The 19228-nt window shown below is 67.1% G+C and carries 24 protein-coding genes and 1 tRNA gene; 17 read left to right on the forward strand and 8 right to left on the reverse strand.

Annotated elements, in window-relative coordinates:
- Nucleotides 1–52: 52 nt before the first annotated feature.
- The 8 genes from serA (at nucleotide 53) to ACFOYW_RS04490 (ending at nucleotide 8216) form a co-directional block, all read left to right on the forward strand.
- A complete protein-coding gene (serA, locus tag ACFOYW_RS04455) occupies nucleotides 53–1645 on the forward strand; it encodes a phosphoglycerate dehydrogenase (RefSeq protein WP_390227484.1) in 1593 nt (530 codons plus the stop codon).
- A gap of 14 nt (nucleotides 1646–1659) precedes the next feature.
- On the forward strand, nucleotides 1660–2526 hold the full coding sequence (locus tag ACFOYW_RS04460) for a PhzF family phenazine biosynthesis protein (protein ID WP_390227485.1): 867 nt from the start codon (nucleotides 1660–1662) through the stop codon (nucleotides 2524–2526).
- A gap of 115 nt (nucleotides 2527–2641) precedes the next feature.
- On the forward strand, nucleotides 2642–3700 hold the full coding sequence (locus ACFOYW_RS04465; protein ID WP_390227486.1) for a 3-isopropylmalate dehydrogenase: 1059 nt from the start codon (nucleotides 2642–2644) through the stop codon (nucleotides 3698–3700).
- A gap of 9 nt (nucleotides 3701–3709) precedes the next feature.
- On the forward strand, nucleotides 3710–4828 hold the full coding sequence (locus tag ACFOYW_RS04470) for a branched-chain amino acid aminotransferase (RefSeq protein WP_390227487.1): 1119 nt from the start codon (nucleotides 3710–3712) through the stop codon (nucleotides 4826–4828).
- Complete coding sequence (locus ACFOYW_RS04475; protein ID WP_390227488.1) at nucleotides 4825–5607, forward strand: fumarylacetoacetate hydrolase family protein; 783 nt, start codon at nucleotides 4825–4827, stop codon at nucleotides 5605–5607. Before ACFOYW_RS04470 ends, ACFOYW_RS04475 begins: the two co-directional genes overlap by 4 nt.
- A gap of 18 nt (nucleotides 5608–5625) precedes the next feature.
- Nucleotides 5626–7137, forward strand: coding sequence for a glutamate--tRNA ligase (gene gltX / locus ACFOYW_RS04480; protein ID WP_390227489.1), 1512 nt, complete (start codon nucleotides 5626–5628; stop codon nucleotides 7135–7137).
- Complete coding sequence (locus ACFOYW_RS04485) at nucleotides 7118–8107, forward strand: NAD(P)/FAD-dependent oxidoreductase (RefSeq protein ID WP_390227490.1); 990 nt, start codon at nucleotides 7118–7120, stop codon at nucleotides 8105–8107. The genes gltX and ACFOYW_RS04485 overlap by 20 nt, the downstream gene beginning before the upstream one ends.
- A 37-nt stretch (nucleotides 8108–8144) precedes the next feature.
- Nucleotides 8145–8216 (forward strand) — tRNA-Gln (locus ACFOYW_RS04490).
- A gap of 240 nt (nucleotides 8217–8456) precedes the next feature.
- Here ACFOYW_RS04490 and ACFOYW_RS04495 read toward each other — a convergent pair.
- Together ACFOYW_RS04495 and ACFOYW_RS04500 are read right to left on the reverse strand one after the other, a co-directional pair.
- Nucleotides 8457–9719 (reverse strand): tyrosine-type recombinase/integrase, encoded by a 1263-nt coding sequence (locus tag ACFOYW_RS04495; RefSeq protein ID WP_390227491.1) that lies wholly within the window; start codon nucleotides 9717–9719, stop codon nucleotides 8457–8459.
- Nucleotides 9719–9994 (reverse strand): hypothetical protein, encoded by a 276-nt coding sequence (locus tag ACFOYW_RS04500; RefSeq protein WP_390227492.1) that lies wholly within the window; start codon nucleotides 9992–9994, stop codon nucleotides 9719–9721. Before ACFOYW_RS04500 ends, ACFOYW_RS04495 begins: the two co-directional genes overlap by 1 nt.
- A gap of 410 nt (nucleotides 9995–10404) precedes the next feature.
- Here ACFOYW_RS04500 and ACFOYW_RS04505 point away from each other — a divergent pair, with 410 nt between their 5' ends.
- The 3 genes from ACFOYW_RS04505 to ACFOYW_RS04515 all read left to right on the forward strand — a co-directional run bounded on the left by ACFOYW_RS04505 (nucleotide 10405) and on the right by ACFOYW_RS04515 (nucleotide 11832).
- Complete coding sequence (locus ACFOYW_RS04505; protein WP_390227493.1) at nucleotides 10405–11124, forward strand: hypothetical protein; 720 nt, start codon at nucleotides 10405–10407, stop codon at nucleotides 11122–11124.
- Between the two features lie 262 nt (nucleotides 11125–11386).
- A complete protein-coding gene (locus tag ACFOYW_RS04510) occupies nucleotides 11387–11683 on the forward strand; it encodes a hypothetical protein (RefSeq protein WP_390227494.1) in 297 nt (98 codons plus the stop codon).
- Nucleotides 11680–11832, forward strand: a complete 153-nt coding sequence (locus ACFOYW_RS04515) for a hypothetical protein (RefSeq protein WP_390227495.1) — start codon at nucleotides 11680–11682, stop codon at nucleotides 11830–11832. Before ACFOYW_RS04510 ends, ACFOYW_RS04515 begins: the two co-directional genes overlap by 4 nt.
- On the opposite strand, the gene ACFOYW_RS04520 is transcribed toward ACFOYW_RS04515, so the two are convergent.
- Complete coding sequence (locus ACFOYW_RS04520) at nucleotides 11824–12249, reverse strand: hypothetical protein (protein ID WP_390227496.1); 426 nt, start codon at nucleotides 12247–12249, stop codon at nucleotides 11824–11826. The two genes, ACFOYW_RS04515 and ACFOYW_RS04520, sit on opposite strands and share 9 nt — an antisense overlap.
- 60 nt (nucleotides 12250–12309) lie before the next feature.
- Nucleotides 12310–12555 carry a hypothetical protein gene (locus tag ACFOYW_RS04525; RefSeq protein ID WP_390227497.1) on the reverse strand — a complete coding sequence of 82 codons (246 nt, stop codon included), beginning with the start codon at nucleotides 12553–12555 and terminating at the stop codon, nucleotides 12310–12312.
- Nucleotides 12556–12764: 209 nt separating this feature from the next.
- Here ACFOYW_RS04525 and ACFOYW_RS04530 point away from each other — a divergent pair, with 209 nt between their 5' ends.
- Nucleotides 12765–13769 carry a serine hydrolase domain-containing protein gene (locus ACFOYW_RS04530; protein ID WP_390227498.1) on the forward strand — a complete coding sequence of 335 codons (1005 nt, stop codon included), beginning with the start codon at nucleotides 12765–12767 and terminating at the stop codon, nucleotides 13767–13769.
- Complete coding sequence (locus tag ACFOYW_RS04535) at nucleotides 13766–14143, forward strand: pyridoxamine 5'-phosphate oxidase family protein (protein ID WP_390227499.1); 378 nt, start codon at nucleotides 13766–13768, stop codon at nucleotides 14141–14143. Before ACFOYW_RS04530 ends, ACFOYW_RS04535 begins: the two co-directional genes overlap by 4 nt.
- Before the next feature lie 10 nt (nucleotides 14144–14153).
- On the opposite strand, the gene ACFOYW_RS04540 is transcribed toward ACFOYW_RS04535, so the two are convergent.
- Together ACFOYW_RS04540 and ACFOYW_RS04545 are read right to left on the reverse strand one after the other, a co-directional pair.
- The gene (locus ACFOYW_RS04540) at nucleotides 14154–14825 is read right to left on the reverse strand and encodes a uridine kinase (RefSeq protein WP_390227500.1); all 672 of its coding nucleotides are present in this window, start codon (nucleotides 14823–14825) and stop codon (nucleotides 14154–14156) included.
- Nucleotides 14822–15976: an amidohydrolase family protein gene (locus ACFOYW_RS04545; RefSeq protein ID WP_390227501.1), complete on the reverse strand. Its 1155-nt coding sequence runs from the start codon at nucleotides 15974–15976 to the stop codon at nucleotides 14822–14824. Before ACFOYW_RS04545 ends, ACFOYW_RS04540 begins: the two co-directional genes overlap by 4 nt.
- Before the next feature lie 218 nt (nucleotides 15977–16194).
- Between ACFOYW_RS04545 and ACFOYW_RS04550 the strand changes: the two genes are divergently transcribed.
- From ACFOYW_RS04550 to ACFOYW_RS04565, 4 genes are read left to right on the forward strand one after another with little or no spacing between them, the layout of a single operon-like run.
- On the forward strand, nucleotides 16195–16428 hold the full coding sequence (locus tag ACFOYW_RS04550) for a hypothetical protein (protein WP_390227502.1): 234 nt from the start codon (nucleotides 16195–16197) through the stop codon (nucleotides 16426–16428).
- Nucleotides 16429–16481: 53 nt separating this feature from the next.
- Nucleotides 16482–17051 carry a 5' nucleotidase, NT5C type gene (locus tag ACFOYW_RS04555; RefSeq protein WP_390227503.1) on the forward strand — a complete coding sequence of 190 codons (570 nt, stop codon included), beginning with the start codon at nucleotides 16482–16484 and terminating at the stop codon, nucleotides 17049–17051.
- Nucleotides 17048–17281, forward strand: coding sequence for a hypothetical protein (locus tag ACFOYW_RS04560; protein WP_390227505.1), 234 nt, complete (start codon nucleotides 17048–17050; stop codon nucleotides 17279–17281). The genes ACFOYW_RS04555 and ACFOYW_RS04560 overlap by 4 nt, the downstream gene beginning before the upstream one ends.
- Nucleotides 17274–17885: a hypothetical protein gene (locus ACFOYW_RS04565; RefSeq protein ID WP_390227506.1), complete on the forward strand. Its 612-nt coding sequence runs from the start codon at nucleotides 17274–17276 to the stop codon at nucleotides 17883–17885. Before ACFOYW_RS04560 ends, ACFOYW_RS04565 begins: the two co-directional genes overlap by 8 nt.
- Here ACFOYW_RS04565 and ACFOYW_RS04570 read toward each other — a convergent pair.
- On the reverse strand, nucleotides 17854–18630 hold the full coding sequence (locus ACFOYW_RS04570; RefSeq protein WP_390227507.1) for a class I SAM-dependent methyltransferase: 777 nt from the start codon (nucleotides 18628–18630) through the stop codon (nucleotides 17854–17856). The genes ACFOYW_RS04565 and ACFOYW_RS04570 overlap by 32 nt on opposite strands.
- 110 nt (nucleotides 18631–18740) lie before the next feature.
- Complete coding sequence (locus ACFOYW_RS04575) at nucleotides 18741–19190, reverse strand: hypothetical protein (RefSeq protein WP_390227508.1); 450 nt, start codon at nucleotides 19188–19190, stop codon at nucleotides 18741–18743.
- Nucleotides 19191–19228 lie beyond the last annotated feature (38 nt).

Below are 19228 nucleotides of genomic sequence, written 5' to 3' on the forward strand. Positions count from 1 at the left end.
GCACCGCTAAAGTTGGAGCAACGCCCACCTGCCCCCGTGAGGAAACTGCGCCTTGACGAAACCGGTCGTGCTGATCGCCGAAGAACTGTCCCCTGCCACCGTCGAGGCGCTCGGCCCCGACTTCGACGTGCGCAACGTCGACGGAACCGACCGATCCGCGCTGTTCGCGGCCCTCGCCGAAGCGAATGCGGTGCTGATCCGCTCGGCGACGAAGATGGACGCCGAGGCGATCGCCGCGGCGCCGAAGCTGCAGGTCATCGCCCGCGCCGGCGTCGGGCTCGACAACGTCGACATCAAGTCGGCGACCTCGGCCGGCGTGATGGTCGTGAACGCTCCGACCTCCAACATCATCTCGGCGGCCGAGCTGACGGTGGGCCACATTCTGAGCCTCGCTCGTCACATCCCGGCCGCACACGCGTCGCTCAACGCCGGCGAGTGGAAGCGCTCGAAGTACACCGGCACCGAGCTGTTCGAGAAGACCGTCGGCATCATCGGCCTCGGCCGCATCGGCACCCTCATCACCCAGCGCCTGCAGGCGTTCGGCGTCAAGGTCGTCGCGTACGACCCGTACGTCACCGCGGCCCGCGCTCAGCAGCTCGGGGTCGAACTGCTCGATCTCGACGAACTGCTGAAGTCATCCGACTTCATCACCATCCACATGCCGAAGACGCCCGAGACGACGGGCATGATCGGCGCGGCGCAGCTCCAGCTCATGAAGCCGACCGCCTACATCGTGAACGTCGCGCGCGGCGGCCTCATCGACGAGGCCGACCTGGCCGAAGCGCTGCGGAACAACGTGATCGCGGGGGCCGGCCTCGACGTCTTCACGAGCGAGCCGCCGAAGGACGACGCGCTCACGTCGCTGCCGAACGTCGTCGTGACGCCGCACCTCGGCGCCTCGACCGACGAGGCGCAGGAGAAGGCGGGCGTGTCGGTCGCCCGCTCGGTGAAGCTCGCGCTCGAGGGCAACCTCGTGCCCGACGCGGTCAACGTCGCCGGCGGCGTCATCGATCCGTTCGTGCGCCCCGGCATCGCGCTCGTCGAGAAGCTCGCGCAGGTCTTCGCCGCTCTCGCCGGCAAAGAGGCGCTGACGAGCCTCGAGGTCGACGTGCGCGGCGAGCTCGCCGCGTACGACGTGAGCGTCTACAAGCTCGCGGCGCTCAAGGGCTACTTCACGAACATCGTGAGCGACAACGTGTCGTACGTGAACGCGCCGCTGCTCGCCGAACAGCGGGGCATCGAGGTGTCGCTCACGACCGGCGCCGAGTCGAAGGACTATCGCAACACGACGACGCTGAAGGGCATCCTCGCCGACGGTGCCGTCGTGACGGTGGCGGGCACGCTCTCGGGCACCAAGATGGTCGAGAAGATCATCGGCCTGAACGGCTACGAGATCGAGGTGCCGATCGACCAGCACCACGTCGTCATGGTCTATCGCGACCGCCCCGGCATCGTCGCGGTCTACGGGCAGGCGTTCGGCGAAGCCGGAATCAACATCGCGAACATGCAAATTGCTCGCGCCGAGCAGGGCGGCTCCGCGCTGTCGGTGCTGACGGTCGATTCGCCGGTTCCGCCTGAGATCCTCTCGTCGGTCGCCGAGGCGATCAAGGCAGACGAGCTCGTCGAGATCGACATCACCGAGTAGCGGCGGCAGAACGGATGCCTGAGAGCCGCCGTTACGCGGAAGTCGACGTCTTCGGCCGCGGGCCGCTCTCGGGCAATCCGGTGGCGGTCGTCATCGACTCCGCGGGGCTCGACGACCTCACGATGCAGCAGTTCGCGACGTGGACGAACCTGTCGGAGACGACGTTCCTGCTCCCGCCGTCGGGCGGCGCACGCGAGCAGGGCGCCGATTACCGCGTGCGCATCTTCACTCCGGGTGGCGAACTGCCTTTCGCGGGTCACCCGACGCTCGGCACGGCGCACGCCTGGCTCGAAGCGGGCGGCGTTCCCGCGCGAGAGGGTGTCGTCGTGCAGGAGTGCGGCATCGGGCTCGTCGAGCTGAGGCGAGACGATCACGGACTGTCGTTCGAGGCGCCGGCGTTCCTGCGCGGCGGCGCCGTCGATGAGGCGACGCTGATCGAGGCATCCGCTGCTCTCGGTATCGACCGCACCGCGATCGTCTCTTCGCAGTGGGTCGACAACGGGCCCGGCTGGTTCGCGGTGGAGCTCGCGAGCGTGGACGAGCTGCTCGCGCTCGAGCCGAATCTCGCCGGGTTCGGTGAGCACGGCATCGGCGCGTTCGCGTTCTATCTGGACCGTGATCCGCGACTCATCGAGGTGCGCGCGTTCATTCCGCAACTCGGCGTCACGGAAGACCCGGTGACCGGGTCGCTCAACGCGGGGATCGCGCGATGGCTGATCGAGTCGGGCCGCGTGCGCGACTCATATCTCGCCGGCCAGGGGCACGCGCTGGGCCGCGACGGACTGGTGCGGGTCACCCTCGCCCGTGACGAGCGGCCCGGCGAACGCATCTGGGTCGGCGGCCAGACGCTCACCGTAGTGCGCGGCAACGTGGAGCTGTAGGCCTGCGCCAGTGCCCCCGATTCCACGCTGCGCCGGAACCGTGCGCCGGCGATTCCGTGGGGTCGGGCGACGCCGCGTGCGTTGTCGGAGCCTCGTGCTTCGATAGCCTGAGATCATGCCCCGTACCGTCTCGCTCGCAGTCATCCCCGGTGACGGCATCGGCCCCGAGGTCGTTGCCGAAGCACTCAAAGTCCTCGACGCGGCGGTCGGCGCCGCCGCCCCCGACGTCGTGTTCGACAAGGTCGAGTACCGCCTCGGCGCCGGGCGCTATCTCGACGACGGCGAGGTTCTTCCCGCAGCGGAGTTCGAGCAGATCAAGTCGGCCGACGCGATTCTGCTCGGCGCGGTCGGCGGCACGCCGAACGACCCGCGGCTGGCCGGCGCCAACATCGAGCGCGGTCTGCTGCTCAAGCTCCGCTTCGAGCTCGACCACTACGTGAACCTGCGCCCGACCGTCGTCTACCCGACCGTCGAGAGCCCGCTGCGCGACCCCGGTGACGTCGACTTCGTCGTCGTGCGCGAGGGCACCGAGGGGCCGTACGTCGGCAATGGCGGGAACATTCGCAGCGGCACGCCCCACGAGATCGCCAACGAGGTCAGCGTCAACACCGCCTACGGGGTCGAGCGCATCGTGCGCTTCGCGTTCGGGCAGGCATCCGCTCGTCGCGGCAAGCTGACCCTCGTGCACAAGACCAACGTGCTCACTTTCGCCGGCGGGCTTTGGAAGCGCACCGTCGACCGCGTGGCCGCCGACTTCCCCGACGTCGCCGTCGACTACCTGCACGTCGACGCGGCGACGATCTTCTTCGTCACGGACCCTGCTAGATTCGACGTGATCGTCACCGACAACCTGTTCGGCGACATCCTGACCGATCTGGCCGGCGCTATCAGCGGCGGCATCGGGCTGGCTGCCTCGGGCAACATCAACCCCGACGGCACGTTCCCCAGCATGTTCGAGCCGGTCCACGGCTCGGCCCCCGACATCGCCGGTCAGCAGAAGGCCGACCCGACGGCGGCCATCCTGTCCGTCGCGTTGCTGCTCGAGCACCTCGGTCTCACGGATGCGTCCGCCAAGGTGTCCGCGGCGGTACGCGACGACATCGCGACCCGCACCGGCGCTCGCCCCACGGCAGAGATCGGCGACGCCATCTCGCGCTTGGTTCTCAACAGTTAAGGTTTCACCATGTCCCTGTCCCTCAATCTCACCGACGTGTCGCCGCTGCAGTTCGCGGTGACGCCGAATCCGGCGCCGAAGTCCGACACCGAACGCGCCGAGATCCTCGCGGCTCCCGGCTTCGGCCAGTTCTTCACGGACCACATGGTTCAGATCCACTGGAGCGAACGGGGCGGCTGGCACCGGGCCGCGGTCGAGCCCTACGGCAAGATCTCGCTCGACCCGGCGGCCGCAGTTCTGCACTACGCGCAGGAGATCTTCGAGGGGCTGAAGGCGTACCGTCACGCGGACGGATCCATCTGGAGCTTCCGTCCCGACCAGAATGCGCTGCGCTTCCAGCGGTCGGCCCGGCGCCTCGCGCTGCCCGAGCTGCCGACGCAGGTGTTCCTCGACTCGCTGACGAAGCTGGTGACGCAGGACGCCGCGTGGGTGCACGAGGGCGGCGAGACGAGCCTGTACCTGCGGCCGTTCATGTTTGCCTCGGAGGCGTTCCTCGGCGTGCGCGCGGCGCGCAAGGTGTACTTCTTCGTGATCGCGAGCCCCGCGGGCTCGTACTTCAAGGGCGGCGTGCAGCCGGTGTCGATCTGGCTGTCGACCGACTACGCGCGTGCCGCGCATGGCGGCACGGGTGCCGCGAAGACCGGCGGCAACTACGCCGCGAGCCTGCTGCCCCAGCAGGAGGCATATGAGCACGGCTGCGACCAGGTGCTCTTCCTGCAGGACGGCCAGCTCGAAGAGCTCGGTGGCATGAACCTCGTGCTCGTGACGAAGGACGGCACGCTCGTGACGCCCGAGTCCGACAGCATCCTCGAGGGCATCACCCGCGACTCGCTGATGCAGCTCGCGGCTGACCGGGGCCACGCGGTCGAACGTCGCGCCGTGTCGCTGGCCGAGTGGCGCGACGGCGCAGCGAGCGGCGACATCGTCGAGGCGTTCGCCTGCGGCACGGCAGCCGTCGTGAACCCGATCGCCCGTTTCAAGTCGAAGGACTTCACGATCGAGCTTCCCGAGATCCCGGCCGAGCAGTCGCTCGCGATGTCGTTGCGTCGCGAGCTCACCGACATTCAGTACGGCCGCGCGGAAGACGCGCACAACTGGCTCTATCGAGTCGACGGGGGAGCACGATGAAGATCGGTCGGTTCAGCCACGAGGGCGTGCTCAGCTACGGCGTGCTCGACCCCGAGGAGCAGGAGTGGGTGCTGCTCAAGGGCGATCCGATGTTCGCCGGGTACGAGCCGACCGGTGAGCGGGTGAAGATCGGGGAGGTCACGCTCGTCGCCCCCGTGATCCCGCGCTCGAAGGTCGTCGGCGTCGGCAAGAACTACCACGATCACGTCGCCGAGATGAAGTCGGTCACCGGCGGCGATGTGCCGGCGGAGCCGCTGCTGTTCCTCAAGCCGAACACGGCCGTCATCGGCCCGAACGAGCCCATCGTGCTGCCCGCGATCTCGAACCGCGTCGAGCACGAGGGCGAGCTCGTGGTCGTGATCGGCAAGGTGGCGAAGAACGTGCCGGCCGAGAAGGCGCTCGAGTACGTGTTCGGCTACACGATCGGCAACGACGTGTCCGCACGCGATCTGCAGGTCAAGGACGGCCAGTGGGCACGGGCGAAGGGGTTCGACACCTTTGCGCCGATCGGCCCGGTCATCGAGACCGAGTTCGAGCTGGCGGATGCCGCGCTCCAGGTGCGCGTGAACGGCGAGATCCGGCAGGACGGGAACGTCAGCGACTTGATCTTCGGGATTCCCGAGATCATCGCGCACGCATCCGGCGCGTTCACCCTTCTGCCCGGTGACGTGATCATGACGGGCACGCCCGCGGGCGTCGGGCCGATCGTGGACGGCGACAGGGTCGAGGTCGAGATCGAGGGCCTCGGGATTCTGCGCAACCCGGTGAAGGCCGGCTGACCTCCTAAAATCGTAGGGATGCCTAGCACCGGATACCCCTTTTCGTCCGCGACCGGCGCCGATCTGCGCGTCCGGTTCTGCCCGTCGCCGACCGGTACGCCGCACGTCGGTCTGATCCGCACCGCGCTGTTCAACTGGGCATATGCCCGGCACAACGGCGGCAAGCTGATCTTCCGCATCGAAGACACCGATGCGGCGCGCGACAGCCAGGAGAGCCTCGACCAGATCGTCGACGGCCTCACGTGGCTCGGCGTCAACTGGGACGAGGGCTACGGCGTCGGCGGTCCCTACGAGCCGTACCGCCAATCGCTGCGCTACGACCTCTACCGCGACGTCGTCGCACGGCTCATCGAGTCGGGGCACGCCTACGAGTCGTTCTCGAACAACGACGAGATCGACGCACGCAACGTCGCGAACGGACGCCCGAAGGAGCAGGGCTACGACAACTACGACCGGAATCTCACCGACGAGCAGAAGGCCGTGTTCCGCGCAGAGGGCCGCGAGCCCGCGATCCGCCTGCGGGTGCCCGACGAGGACATCTCGTTCGACGACCTGATCCGTGGCGAGATCAACTTCCCGGCCGGGTCCTTCGGAGACTTCGTCATCGTGCGCCCGAACGGGCATCCGCTCTACACGCTCGTCAACCCGGTCGACGACGCGACGATGCAGATCACCCACGTGCTGCGCGGCGAGGACCTGCTGCCGTCGACGGGCCGTCAGATCGTGCTCTATCGCGCGTTGATCGACCTCGGGCTCACGACCTTCGTGCCGCGGTTCGGCCACATGCCCTCGGTGCTCGGCAACGGCAACAAGAAGCTCTCGAAGCGCGATCCCGAGTCGAACCTGTTCCTGCACCGCGAGCGCGGCTTCATTCCGGAAGGTCTCGACAACTACCTGGCGCTGCTCGGCTGGGGCTACTCGGCCGACCGCGACGTGTTCTCGCTCGATGAGCTGGTCGAGAAGTTCGACATCGTCGACGTGAACCCGAACCCCGCGCGCTTCGACCAGAAGAAGGCGGAGTCGATCAACGGCGACCACATCCGCCTGCTCGACGTCGAGGACTTCGCCGAGCGGACCATTCCCTACCTGCAGGCGGCCGGCGTGGTCACCGACCCGATCACGGTCGGCGAGCATCAGACGCTGCTCACCGCGGCGCCCCTTGTTCAGGAGCGAGTGCAGCTGCTGGGCGAGACGCCGGGCATGCTCGGCTTCCTCTTCACGACCGCCGAGTCGCTCGCGTATGACGATGACGCACTCGGCACGCTGACGGATGCCTCGGGCGACGTGCTGAAGGCGGCGATCGCGGCGCTCGAGCCCCTCGACGACTGGTCGGCGGCCGCCATCCAGGCCGCTCTCGCCGGCGCTCTGGTGGAGGGGCTCGGGCTCAAGCCGCGCATCGCGTACGGGCCGCTGCGGGTCGCCGCATCCGGGCGCCGGGTTTCGCCGCCTCTGTTCGAGTCGTTCGAGATCCTTGGCAAAGACGAGTCGCTCACTCGCCTGCGGAACCTCGATGAGCGACTCGCGTCCTGACGCCGCCGACGCGGGCGACCCCGACGTCGTCATCGTGGGAGCGGGGCCGGCCGGCCTGAGCGCGGGGCTCAACCTCGTACGCGCCCGGCACTCGGTGCTGCTCGTCGACACGAACCGGCCGCGTCACGCGCCGACGCTGCACTCGCACGGCATGCTCGGCCTCGACGGCATCCCGCCGCTCGAGCTGCGCCGGCTGGGGCGCGAGCAGTTCCTCGCCTACCCGGGGGCGGCGCACCTGACCGGACGTGTCGCATCCGTCTCGGCCGACCTCACCGTGTCGATCACGGGCGTGCGCGGCGGTCCCGACCGTGAACTGCGGCCGCGTGCGGTCCTGGTCGCAACAGGTCTCAGCGAGCGACTGCCGCAGGTCCAGAATCTGCGCGCCTATTACGGCACCGCGCTGCACTCGTGCATCGAATGCGACGGCTACGAGAAGGCCGGGCTGCCGCTCGCACTCATCGGGCAGACGTCGGATCTCGCGGCGCGGGCGCTCGAGATCGCGCACTGGTCGCCCGATCTCGTCGTGTTCACGAACGGCGCGCCGGTCGTCACGGCGGCGGAGGAGCGGATGCTCGCAGATGCGGGCATCCGGATCGAGCGCGATGACATCGACGAGATCGCGGGGGAGCGCGCCGTCATGACGGGGGTGCGGCTGTCGTCCGGGCGCATCGTCACGCGCTCCGCCGGATTCGTGCGACCCGACTGGCTTCCTCAGGTGGATTTTCTTGTCACGACGGATGCTTCGCGAGACAGCACCGGTCGTATCGTCGTCGACCGCGGCTTCCGCACTGACGTGCGCGGGCTCTACGCCGCGGGGGACGTGACGGCTCGTGAACCCATGCAAATCGCGGTCGCCGCGGGGGAGGGCGCGGTCGTTGCGCGGTCGATCCATCTCGACCTGCTCGGTGCCTCGGTGGGTGGCCAACTCGCCGGTCCGCCCGATTTCAGAGACGGCAGTCTCATCGGGTAAAGTGGTCTCTTGTGCCCAGGGCTTCGGTTCGGGCCATTGGGGTATGGTGTAATTGGCAACACGGCTGATTCTGGTTCAGTTGTTCTTGGTTCGAGTCCAGGTACCCCAGCACGCGGCCCCCATTTGGGGGCCTTTTTTCTTGCTCCAACGGGCCCAAAATCCTTGATTCTCCGCGGATTATTGGCCTCGTCGAGAATCGCTCAGGTTGAATGTCACCGCTTGTCATGGCTCTGTCACGGGTTGAATCCCTGCACTAAATCCGCGGTGCAGGGATTGGGGTGATCTGGTGTGCTCTACAACAGAAGCCCCCGGGGATATCCCCGGGGGCTTCTGAATGAGCTGTCTTAGATCAGCGCTTAGTGCGCAGCCGGCTCAGAGAGGTCCTCATGTCGGGAGCCTCGTCCTCGCGCTCGATGTAATGCGCGACTGTAGTCGCGGTGCTCGCGTGGCCGAGCGTGTCTGCCGCGGCCGCGATTCCGAACTCCCGGGCGATGTGTGTGCCGGCAGTACGCCGCAGCGTGTGCGGCGTGAAGAATGCCTCGAACTCGGTGCCCCCGACGACAGCGCGCAGCGTGCGGCGGATGTTGTTGAGGTTGAGAGGGCGCCCGTCGCCTCCCGACCCCTCGACTCGGAGCAGGAGTCCATTGCTGTTTTCGGAGACCAGGCGTCTGAGAGTCTCGGTCGAGACCTCGTCAGCCCAGATCCAGCGGCGTGAGTGGGGCTTGGTGTGGCCCTCGACGAAGAAGAACCCCGGACTGTCGTAGACCGCCTTCTTGCGCCCGTCGGGGATGCGGCGATCTCCGGTCGGCTCCTGGTATTTGACGCCGCGGTTGACGAACACGCGGAGGCCCTTCTCGCCGTGGTCCTCGATGTCCTCAGCGAAGATCGCCGCCGCCTCATCGATTCGGAGGCCACCGAGCCCGAACGCGATGTCGCAAACGTCCCTCGCTTGCTGTACCTGACGCGATGACTTCGGGCCCGGTTTCTGGCGAGCGACGTAGTCGTCGAACGCCTGGAAAAAGACGCCGATCTTGTCCTCGGCGATCGCTTTTGGCCGTTCCTTCGGAGTCGGGTCGCGCAGCTGAATCTCGAACATCGAGTAGTCGGTTGCAGTGATCTCCTCCATGAATGCCCATTTGAAAATGTGCTTGGTGACAACGCGGAGGTTGCGGGCGGAGGAGTGGTGGCGCGAGTTCAGCGCGCTCAACATTTTCATCAGGTCGCCGGGCCCGATCTCGTCGAGGCGCTTGTCGCCGCGGAGCGCCACCAGCACCTTGGCGGACGCGCGATACCGCGGCACGGTCTGCACCGCGAAGTTGTTCTGCTGCGGGTTGTCCAGAATCTGTTCGGTCCACGCGTCGACGAGCATGCGAACGCTGCTCGATTTGTCGAGCTGGACGTCCACGCGGCGCCCGATGAGCTCTTCGATGTGGAGTTCGATCTGTCGGGTTGCTGCTGGCGCGTAGTCCGTGTCGACGTGCTTGCGGGCGATGCTGACCTTGCCCGTGTCGGGGTGCCGCCAGCTGGTCGTCGCGAGCCAGAGGCCGGTCTGACCGGTCGGGTTGATCTTGACATTGCCGTGGCCGCCGAACGGGATGCGAGCCTTCGCCATCACGACACCTTCTCGTTCTTCGCGACGAGGTCGCCGAGCACCTGGACGCCCGCGTGCCGGCGCACCGTGTTCGGGTCGAAGCGCTTCGTCTTTCCGAGGCCGGGCAGCGGACGGGGGAGCTTTCCCTGTGATGCCCAGTTGCGCACCGTGCCGTAGGTGACTTGGTAGAAGTGCGCGATGTCGTCGTAGGTCCAGGTCTGGTCAACCTGCTCGATGGCGATGATTTGCGGGGTGCCTTTCTCGGCTGCGCGGCGCTGCTCGCGTGCGGTGTTCATTGCTGCTGTGGTCTCCGCCCCGGGGATTCCCTGTGGCGCGACGGGGCTGCGTGACAGGCGATGACGCTTTTTTGCCATCGGTAGTCCTGTGCATGCAGGAATGAGGTCGGCTGCGCTGGGTCAACTTCCTTGAGATTGCTGGGATGTGCATCGTCAAAATAACTGAAATCTGATCTCGGTTCGTATTCCGGCGGTGAAACCGGGGCGGACGACCCTCGAACTAGGGTGGGGGAGGAGCTGTCGGGCCGGTGAGCTCACCAAGGTTCCTGCTGGGGTTCTTCCGCGCTTCGAGGGGACAGCGAAGCTGCGCACGGCTCGATGGTGAGGCTTACCGCCTGAGCCGTGTGGTGCCGCATCCGTCCTCACGACGGGGGCTGCCACCGTCATTCACCGAGCGATACCGTCACAGCGTGATGATCGGCCACTTCGGGCTGCGGCTACGCGACAACACGGCGCTCGGACTCCGCCTATCCCGAGACACCTACGCAACGATCAACAAGCGGTCCTCGCTCGTGATCCCACGCGAGTCGCAGTCGCCAACGACGTGGGAGCGCATGAGCCGGTTCTACGCCGACGATGCACACACGATCTACACCGACGCGTGGTGTGAAGAGCATCGCTCCGCTGCATTGCGGAACTTCGATCGCAACATGGCTTTCTTTGACGCCCTCGACGAGGGAGAGTTCAACGTGGCGGTCGACGACCTCGTGGCCACCGAGCGCGGGCTTGTCGAGGTTCATGACCTGAACGACTTCGGCTCAGCGTCCGGCTTCTACATGATGGTGCTTGACGGCTACAAGCAGGCGTATTTCGGGGTGACCGGCAGCGAGCTCGCGAAGCGGATGCGCCAGCACTGGACTCGCAACTTCCCGTTCGACAGGCTGCTCTGGGGGAACGAGTTCACCTCGATCATTGCCGTCGACAGCTTTCGCGCGCTCGACACCACGCGACTGTTCGCCACGCGGTCCGCGGACCCGTTCGCGATCGAGGAGCGCGTCGTCGAGAAGTTCCCCAGCATCTTCCGCCTCAACCGACTCACGGGCGGACGGGTGCCCAACAACGTCTCGTTGCGGCAGGTCGTGTCGATGATGAAGATTCGCGATCTCAGCAACGCCATCGCCGAGGAGTGAGCGCAGCCGCGCATAGTGCGTGGGTGACCAAGCTGTTCCTCGATGGCGAACTGCGTGACGAACCGCAGCGCGACGCGCGAGGCCGGCTGTTCCGTTCGAGCTGCGCGACGTCGAGCGCGAGCGCGTCTACTACGGGACCAGCGAGTCCGATCTTCTCGCCACACAGATCCGCGGATACCCGGCGACCGACTGTCCACTGATTGCGGACCTCGCCGCCCAGCTCGCCGACCGTCGCGCGTTCGCGGTCAACCTCGCGACCACCATGCAGCAGCGTGAGATCTCACGGTTCGAGGACGACCACGGCAGTGGAGCCGCGGACCGGATGCCGGCGTGCGTTGCCCGAATCCTCAACGGCGACAAGCGCCGGCCCGTCAGCGTCCGAGTCTGGCGTCACCCGATTCCGCTGATAGCCGTCAAATCCAGCGCTCTCTTCTCAGCCCGCCCCGCGCTCCCCGCCGGCAACGTCATCGTCATCCGCGACCTCGACGAGCGTTCCCTCCTCGAAACGATCGCCGCCGCCCACGGCCTCGCCCTCGTCGAGCGGGACGAGGCCGCATGACGCGCCGCACCCGCGCCGTAAGCGGCGGCGTCATCGTCGCGCTGGCGATCGTCGTCACGCGCATGCAGGGCCTGCCGCCGCTGGTCGCTGTGGGCGCCGCCGCGGGCGCCGTCGGGGTCTTCCTGCTGCTCTCGCGACGGTCAGCGTGACGCGTCGAGCATCTCCGCAGGCCACTCTGCGATGAGCTGGATGTCTGTGTAGTTGAGCAGCTCCTCGAAACCGCCGAGACCTTCGAGATCGTGAGCGAGCCGGGCGACTCTCACCTCCCACTCGCTGACGAGCAGCTCAACGTGCGCAGGGAGGGGGAGAGGGAGCAGCGCTCGGCCGCCGACGCGGGCCAGGATCACCCGGTCGATGGGGGCACCGCGCCACCACACGTCACAGACCTCCGTGACGATCCGCTCACGCGCCCACGGCACCCACCATCCGGTCTCATCGTGCGGCTCCTCCTGCCGGCCCCACTCGACCGCGATGTCGATTTCGTGGCGGAGGGCAGCGCGGTGGCGCTGCGCGGGGTCTTGGAATGCGGAACGGTCGGTGGTGAGCGCCCAGTGCTCTGGGGACACCAGCGGCAGGAGGCGGAGGCGGACCTGCCTGAGGTCTGGCACTTGCATCGCCCCGGCAGCTCAGCTGCGCGGTTGGAGTCGCGGGAGAAGGTTGTCAGCCTCGTTGGCGCCGGCAGGACCCAACGCGAGCAGCTGCCGCGCCTGCGTCAGGAGCTCCACGGCATCGACATCCTCGGCCCGCTTCGCGGCCACGAACAGGTCGGAGAGGCGCGCGTCGGCATCCTCGCGCTCCTCCGGTCGGCCGGAAGCGGCGTAGCCGCGCAGGCTCCGGCTCGTACGCGATAAGGCGGCTGGATCAACGGTCACATCATCAGAGTAGGCCGCGCATAAGAGTCGCAGCGCAACAGGGCGGCCATAGTCGGCAGAGCGCCCGTGCGGCAGGCGCATAGCGCTCGCTGACGACGCCGCTCATCGGCCCGACGCCGTGCCGCACCCGCGAAGCGTCGCCGGCGCGCACCGCTTCGTCAACGCGGCCGCGCCAGCAATGCCGTCGGCGGTGATGCCACACTGGCGTGGTGGATGACGCGCGGCTCGCAGGGCTCATCAACGCGGCCGGATACGCGGAGTCTGGGCCGGGCGTCGCAGTGGTCATCTCGGCCGGAGAAGGGCTTGTGGCCTCGAAGGCCTCGGGCTGGGCGCGGCCCGGCATCCGATTCTCGACTCGGACAACCACGTACCTCGCGTCGCTCTCGAAACAGATCATCGGCGCATGCGCCGCGACGCTCGTGATGCGCGGTGTCCTCGACGTCAGCGCCCCCGTGAGTGAATGGCTGCCGCAGTTGCCCTCGTGGGCGAAGGGTGTTCGCGTGCGTCACCTGATCCATCACACGAGTGGGCTCCCGACCGACGCGGAACTGTCCGCGCGGTTTGATCGGCTGGATGAGAGCCGGTGGGATAGCGGGTCAGTTCTGGATGCTCTTCGGCGGTCGCCGGAGCTGCGGTTCACACCTGGCACGCGGTTCGAGTATTGCAACGCGGGATACATCGCGTTGGCGGAGATCATCGATCGCGCAGCTGGTGTGCCGGCTGCCGAGTTCGCGCGCACGACCCTCTTTGAGCCGATCGGGATGAGGCGCAGCGCTTTCCACAGCTCGGCGTCGAGCATCCCCTCGGATGCGGCCGATGGTCACCCGACCCCAGCTGTCACCGAACATTGGCCGCTTCCCCTGAGCATCGGCGATGGCGGACTCTGGTCCACTGCACAAGACCTGGATGCATGGAACCGAGCCGTGCTCCCCGGCGGACAGATGGGCGATCCCGTCCGATCACTGATCAGCGTGAGGGGGCAGCTTGATGACCGGACCCCGCTCGACTATGCCTGGGGCATTCGCGTCGCCCGCGAACACGGCGTGCTCGTGCACAGTCACGGAGGCAACTGGCCCGGAGGTTGGACCGCGAGGTCCATCCGGCTACCTGACCTTGACATCGGAATCGCCGCCGTCTCCAATGACGGCGAGGTGGATCGGATGGTCCGGCTCACCGACGAGATCCGACTGTACCTCACGCGGACGCGCGCATGAGCATCGCCGACCTGCTGAATCACTCGGGGCACCTGTGGCTCGCGGCGAACCGACCCGACGGCGCCCCACACGTCACCCCGATGTGGTTCGTCTACATCGACGGGACCGTGTGGTGCTCGATCACGAAGCGGTCCCGGAAAGCGCGACTGCTCGCAGCCGATCCGAGGGTCAGCTTCTCTGCCGAGGGGACTGCTGAGGCCGGAGGTTTGGTCGGCGAAAGCGTCGCGACGCTCGTCGAAGTGGGAGAGCGGCCTGGGGTGATCGCTGCGTTCGGAACAAAGTACGGGTGGGATGCGGCTGACGCGGCTCCTGAGGGTGAGCGAGCCCTCGTGCGCGTCGAGGTCGCCCGATGGTTGCAGGTACCACGAGAGTGAGCCGCCTCGGTTACTTGACAGCGGATGCCGCGCTGGCCGCGGCGGCGGGAATGATTCGCGGGCTCCACGCTCTCGCGTTGTCGACGACGATTGAGGCTCGTTCCCACGGGCGCGCGGTGCGGAAGTAAATCCGCTGACCTTCGACATAACGGCGCATCGACTCGTGCCCTGGGTCGGTGTGCGATCCGTCGCGCACGGCCATGCGTCGCGCTGTTTCAGCGAACGGCACATCAAGGAAGATCGAGAAGTCCCATCGGCCGGCGAGCTCATCACGGTGTAAGAACATGCCCTCGACCAGAACGAGCGATCTCTCGGGCGCGAGCCGCATTTCAGGGCTGATGACGGCATCAGCGTCTGGGTCGAACGATGCTGGCCGATACCAGCCATCTCCTCGCGACCCAAGCGGGGCGAGAGTGTGCTCGATGAGGGCGTCGTAGTTGTAGGAGTCGAGCCAGAAGCCATCCGGTGACTGGCGCCCGCGAGCATGGCGCACCGCGGAAGGGTTCAAGAAATCGTCCGCATGGATGACGATGACGGGGCGCGGGGCGAGTTCATCCACCAACGCCGTCGCGAATGTCGTCTTGCCGCTCCCGTCCGCGCCATCGATCCCGATGAGTGCTCGTCGCGAGTCCGGCACGCTGGCGGCAACGCCGGCGGCGATCTGCGCGATATGAGTGCTCACGAATCGGCGCTCGGGAAGACGAGCCGACCGTGTTTGATCACAGCGTGGATGTCTGCGAAGTCTTCCGGTCCGGGCATGCCGCGCGTCCTTAGGATCGTGAGGTCGGCGCGGTTACCGACGCGGATCGTCCCGCCGTCGCGGCGTCCGAAGAAGCGCTCAGGCGCGGATGTCAACGACCGCAGGATGTCGGCCGCATCCATGCCGCTCGCGTGCATCGCCGCGTACTCACCGCGAGTCTCCGTGTCAGGCATGTAGCCGACGTCCGTCCCGAACAGGACGTGGCCGCCCGCATCGATGAACCCGCGCAGCGCACCGCGGATCGGCGCGAGGTAGCTCTCATCGGTTGTCACGGTCGAGGCGAACATGTGCAGAGTCGGAATGACGTGGATGTCACGACGGGCAGCTTCGCGGAGCAACCCCTCCGTCCCCTCGGTTTCGTCCGGAACGTGGGCCAGCGCATCGACTCCGGCGTTGACTGCGACCGCGGTACCTTCGCGGTTTGAGGGGTGGGCGAAGACTCGCATACCGCGTCTGTGCGCCGCATCGACGGCGGCCTGCGCCACACGCAAGCGCATCGGCTTCACTCGCGTTGGCTCGACGTATGAGCCGCTGAACAGCTTGGTGATCGTCGCCCCGCTGCGCGCTTGCAAGGCGACGACGGCACGAGCGCCCGCTGCGGTAGCGGGGCCCGGCATCAGCCAGCGTAGGAACCAGGGCACATCGTCCCTGACGTAGAACGGGATGCCGCGCCAGGGCCGGATGCCGGAACCGGCGGTCATGATGCCGGGCCCGCGAAGCTCCCCGCTCTCGATGCGACGGATGAGGGGCATGGTCGTCGTCGGATTGGAGGACAGGTCGAGCACAGACGTGAACCCTCGGCTGAGGAACGTGTCGTCGAGCGCCGCCTGCAAGACGGCAGCTGGCCCTCGCCGCGCGGCCTGCCACTTCCCGCCGGTCAAGTGGACGTGGCAGTTCCAGAACCCTGAGCACACGACACGCCCGTCGACGGCCACGACGTTGGCCGGCGCCGGTGCGAGCGCCTGTTCGCCAATGTGCGCGACCACACCGTCGCGGATCAGCACCGTTGTCGGCTCACTTACCGGCTCGGCCGGGCTGGCCCACACGCGCGCATCCGACAACAGGAGGTCCACGCGCCAGAGCGTACCGGCAGTCGCAACGTTCGGCCCTTCAGGCGCTTCATAGCCGCGCGCAGGGTCCTCAGCGCCACCGCGGCGCCCACGACCCCAAGGAGCGCCATGCCCGAGAACAAGCCCGCTAAGCGCACCCGCAGCGAAGTCATCCGTACGATCGTGTGGGTCGCAGCTCTTGTGGCCGCCGGACTCGTCATCATCCTGGTCGCAGGGCGCTGATGCGCGACGGGATCGACCAACTCATCCGCATCCTCGACGACGCGGTGGAGCGCATCGAACGGCTGGCCGAGCAGGCTGTGGCCGAGTCACCCGTCAAGCCGGATTTCGACTCGATGTTCGCGCGAACACCCGAGGCTCGCGCCGGGCAGCAGATCACTCGGCTGCGCAGCGCAGCGCACGACGTCGCGCATGCGATCCGGTCGCTTGAAGATGCTCGACAGCGCGGCATGTAGCTGCCCGGCAGCTATATGTGGCAGCCACGCGTTAGGCCGCACATAGGGCAGGTATGACTGCCTCTGACGCGCCGATCTGCCTCGTCGATCTCGACAACACCGTCGTCGATTTCTTCGGCCACTTGGACGCAGGCCTCGCGCGGCTCCACCCGGACCAGCCGCTTCACGACCGGTCCCGCTTCGTCATCTGGGGCGACGACGTGGACCGTAACGCCGCGATCCGCGACGTGATCACCGAGCAGGATTTTTTCGCCACGATGCCCGTCTACGACGGTGCGCGTGACGCCCTGATCCAGATGCAGCGAGCCGGGATCTCCGTTGTCGTGTGCACGAGTCCGATGACCTCCAACCCGATGTCGTGGAGTGCGAAAGCGGCGTGGGTGCGACGACACCTCGGCCAGCGCTTCGTTGAGGCACTCGCGATCGCCGGAGACAAAACCCTGGTCCGCGGCGACGTCCTCGTCGACGACCGCGTCGGCTTGACCGGGCGGCGCGAGCCGGAGTGGCAGCAGGTGTTCTTCACCCAGCCGTACAACGCGGACATCGACGGGCCGCACCTTGACCGCTGGGCGAACTGGGAGGAAGTCATCTCGCCGCTCATCGGTGGCGGTGATTTCCGATGACCGACGACGACCTGGCCGAGCAGCGCGTCCAGATCGAGCGCCTCCACCCGGGCAGAGGACTGCCTGAGCTCACGGCGGACGAGCTGCGCATCATCCTGATGGCCGCACGCCACGACGCGAGGAAAGGCCGACCTCTCACACGGATCGTCATCGAGCCGTATGACGACCAGTATCTCGGGCGGGTTGGGCGGAGCGTCCGCTTCGAGCGCGAGGACCGTAACCGTGGCTGAGACCCTCGCCAGCGTTCTCCGCGCGGCCGGTGTTTCCGCCGCGTGGCTCGTCGAGGACGGTCTGCTGTCGCTCGACGAGCCGGTGAGCTGCCCGCAACCTGATCTCCTCGCCGTCCGCTGGTGGCCCGGGTCCCATCCGACGCTCGATGAGCTCGGCAGGCTGGTCGACGGCTTCCTACCTCGCGAGACGACCATCATCGATGACTGGGACATCGGCCTCGACCGGGTGATGGTCGGCATCGGGCGCCTCTTCGACGACCGGCTCTGCGACCGATTCCAGCAAGCCTTCGACGAGGTCGACCGGATCGTCCCGCGGCGAACACAGGACACGTGGGTGCCGCGGGAAAGCCGCGACATGCTGAAATCGGTGCGCGCGATCTGCAACCGGCTGGCGGGGGCGATGGATGCGATTCCGGAGCCGCCGAGCGACTGGGGCGACGAGTTCCGGCAGACGCGGCAACAGCTCGCTGCGGTGTGGGCGCGGCTGTGGCCGGAGATCGAGCGGATCGAAGTCGAGGACTGGGCCTGTCGCGTCTTGCGCGTAGGTCGCGGGGTTAGCGCACGTTACGGCTTTAGGTCCGGCAATATCGCAGAACGAAGGTGAACACGGGGTATGCGATATGGCCGTCGTGCACGATCTCGGGGTGACGCTCAAGCACCTCGTGCAGGTATGCGACTCTCGCTCGTTGTTCTTCTTCTCTTGCCACGAGGAACGCACTGACGCTGCACTCGTATGCGATGAACTCTTCGCGGGTCAGTCGCCTGACCCACTCAAAGCCAGCCGCCTCACCTGCGTGGAACCCTTCGATCGGCTCCGCATCGCCATCAGCGGCTGGACGGACACGTGGGGTTTCTTCCGCATCCACGCCGCCGAGTTCGCGTACCCACGGGACACGATCGTCGTCGTTGTTCCACACCAGCGAGAGGATTCCGCCGGGTCTGAGCACTCTGGCGATCTCCGCGGCCGCGCGGGCGCGATCCATCCAGTGCCAGGCCTGCGCGACCGTCACGGCGTCCACCGACATGTCCGGTAGTGGGATATCTTCCCCGCCGCCGACCCGGGCCTCCACGGTCGGCAGCTTCGAGGCGAGCACGCGGAGCATCTCGCTGCTCGGATCGACGGCGAATACCTGACGTCCCGGTGCGACCAACGACTCTGTGAGCTTGCCCGTCCCGGCCCCGAGATCGAGGATGCTGCGCGCCTCGTCCGGAACCATCCACGAGAGCGCAGCCGCGGGATATCCGGGCCGCGCCGCGTCGTAAGCATCCGCCGCACTGTGAAAGCTCGCGGCCCGGCGCGCGTGATGTTGAAGATCGGTCACACGGTCATATTGCCGTGCGAACACCACGGTTGAGCACCTCACGCGCGCCGATCGCGGAAGTATTCGCGGGCCGGCAGACGAGTCGCATTCACGATTCGGGAGCGTGGCGAACGGCGGAAGAGCCGCGGTGCAGCTTGTCACCCTTGGCCCTGGTCATAGAGTCGCCAGCCGTGCGCAGTTCTTGTCCAGCACCAGCCCCACTGGAATGTGGCGGCCATGCCGGGGCCTTGGAAGTGCGGTGCTCGGACGGTGGACTGGACGCATTCTTCGTTCGCGCCGCCCACCGATTTCGGGACGAGCTGCGCGTTGCTGGTCACCCGATATGACTCCAGACGAGGCAGCCCGACGGCGTATGCCAGGAGATCGTTGCACCACGGGTTGGTATGCGCGAGGGTCAGGGCCAGAGTTGCCGGACAGTTGCCCCACCGCGCGTCGCGCAGATAGGTGGTCGTCATCTGCCGCGGTGTGGCGCGCTCGGACTCGTGCACGGCGACGGCGGCATCAGCACCCCAAAACGCAACGCTTCCACCGAGGACGCACACGAGGATTATCGCGGCGATAGCCAGGCGACGATGCTTCTTCCACACCGCGCAAGTCTGTCAGTACGAGTGCTGGCGACAGCGGC

Origin of the sequence: Gryllotalpicola reticulitermitis (genome assembly GCF_042651345.1) — a bacterium.
GTDB classification, from domain to species: Bacteria; Actinomycetota; Actinomycetes; order Actinomycetales; family Microbacteriaceae; genus Gryllotalpicola; species Gryllotalpicola reticulitermitis.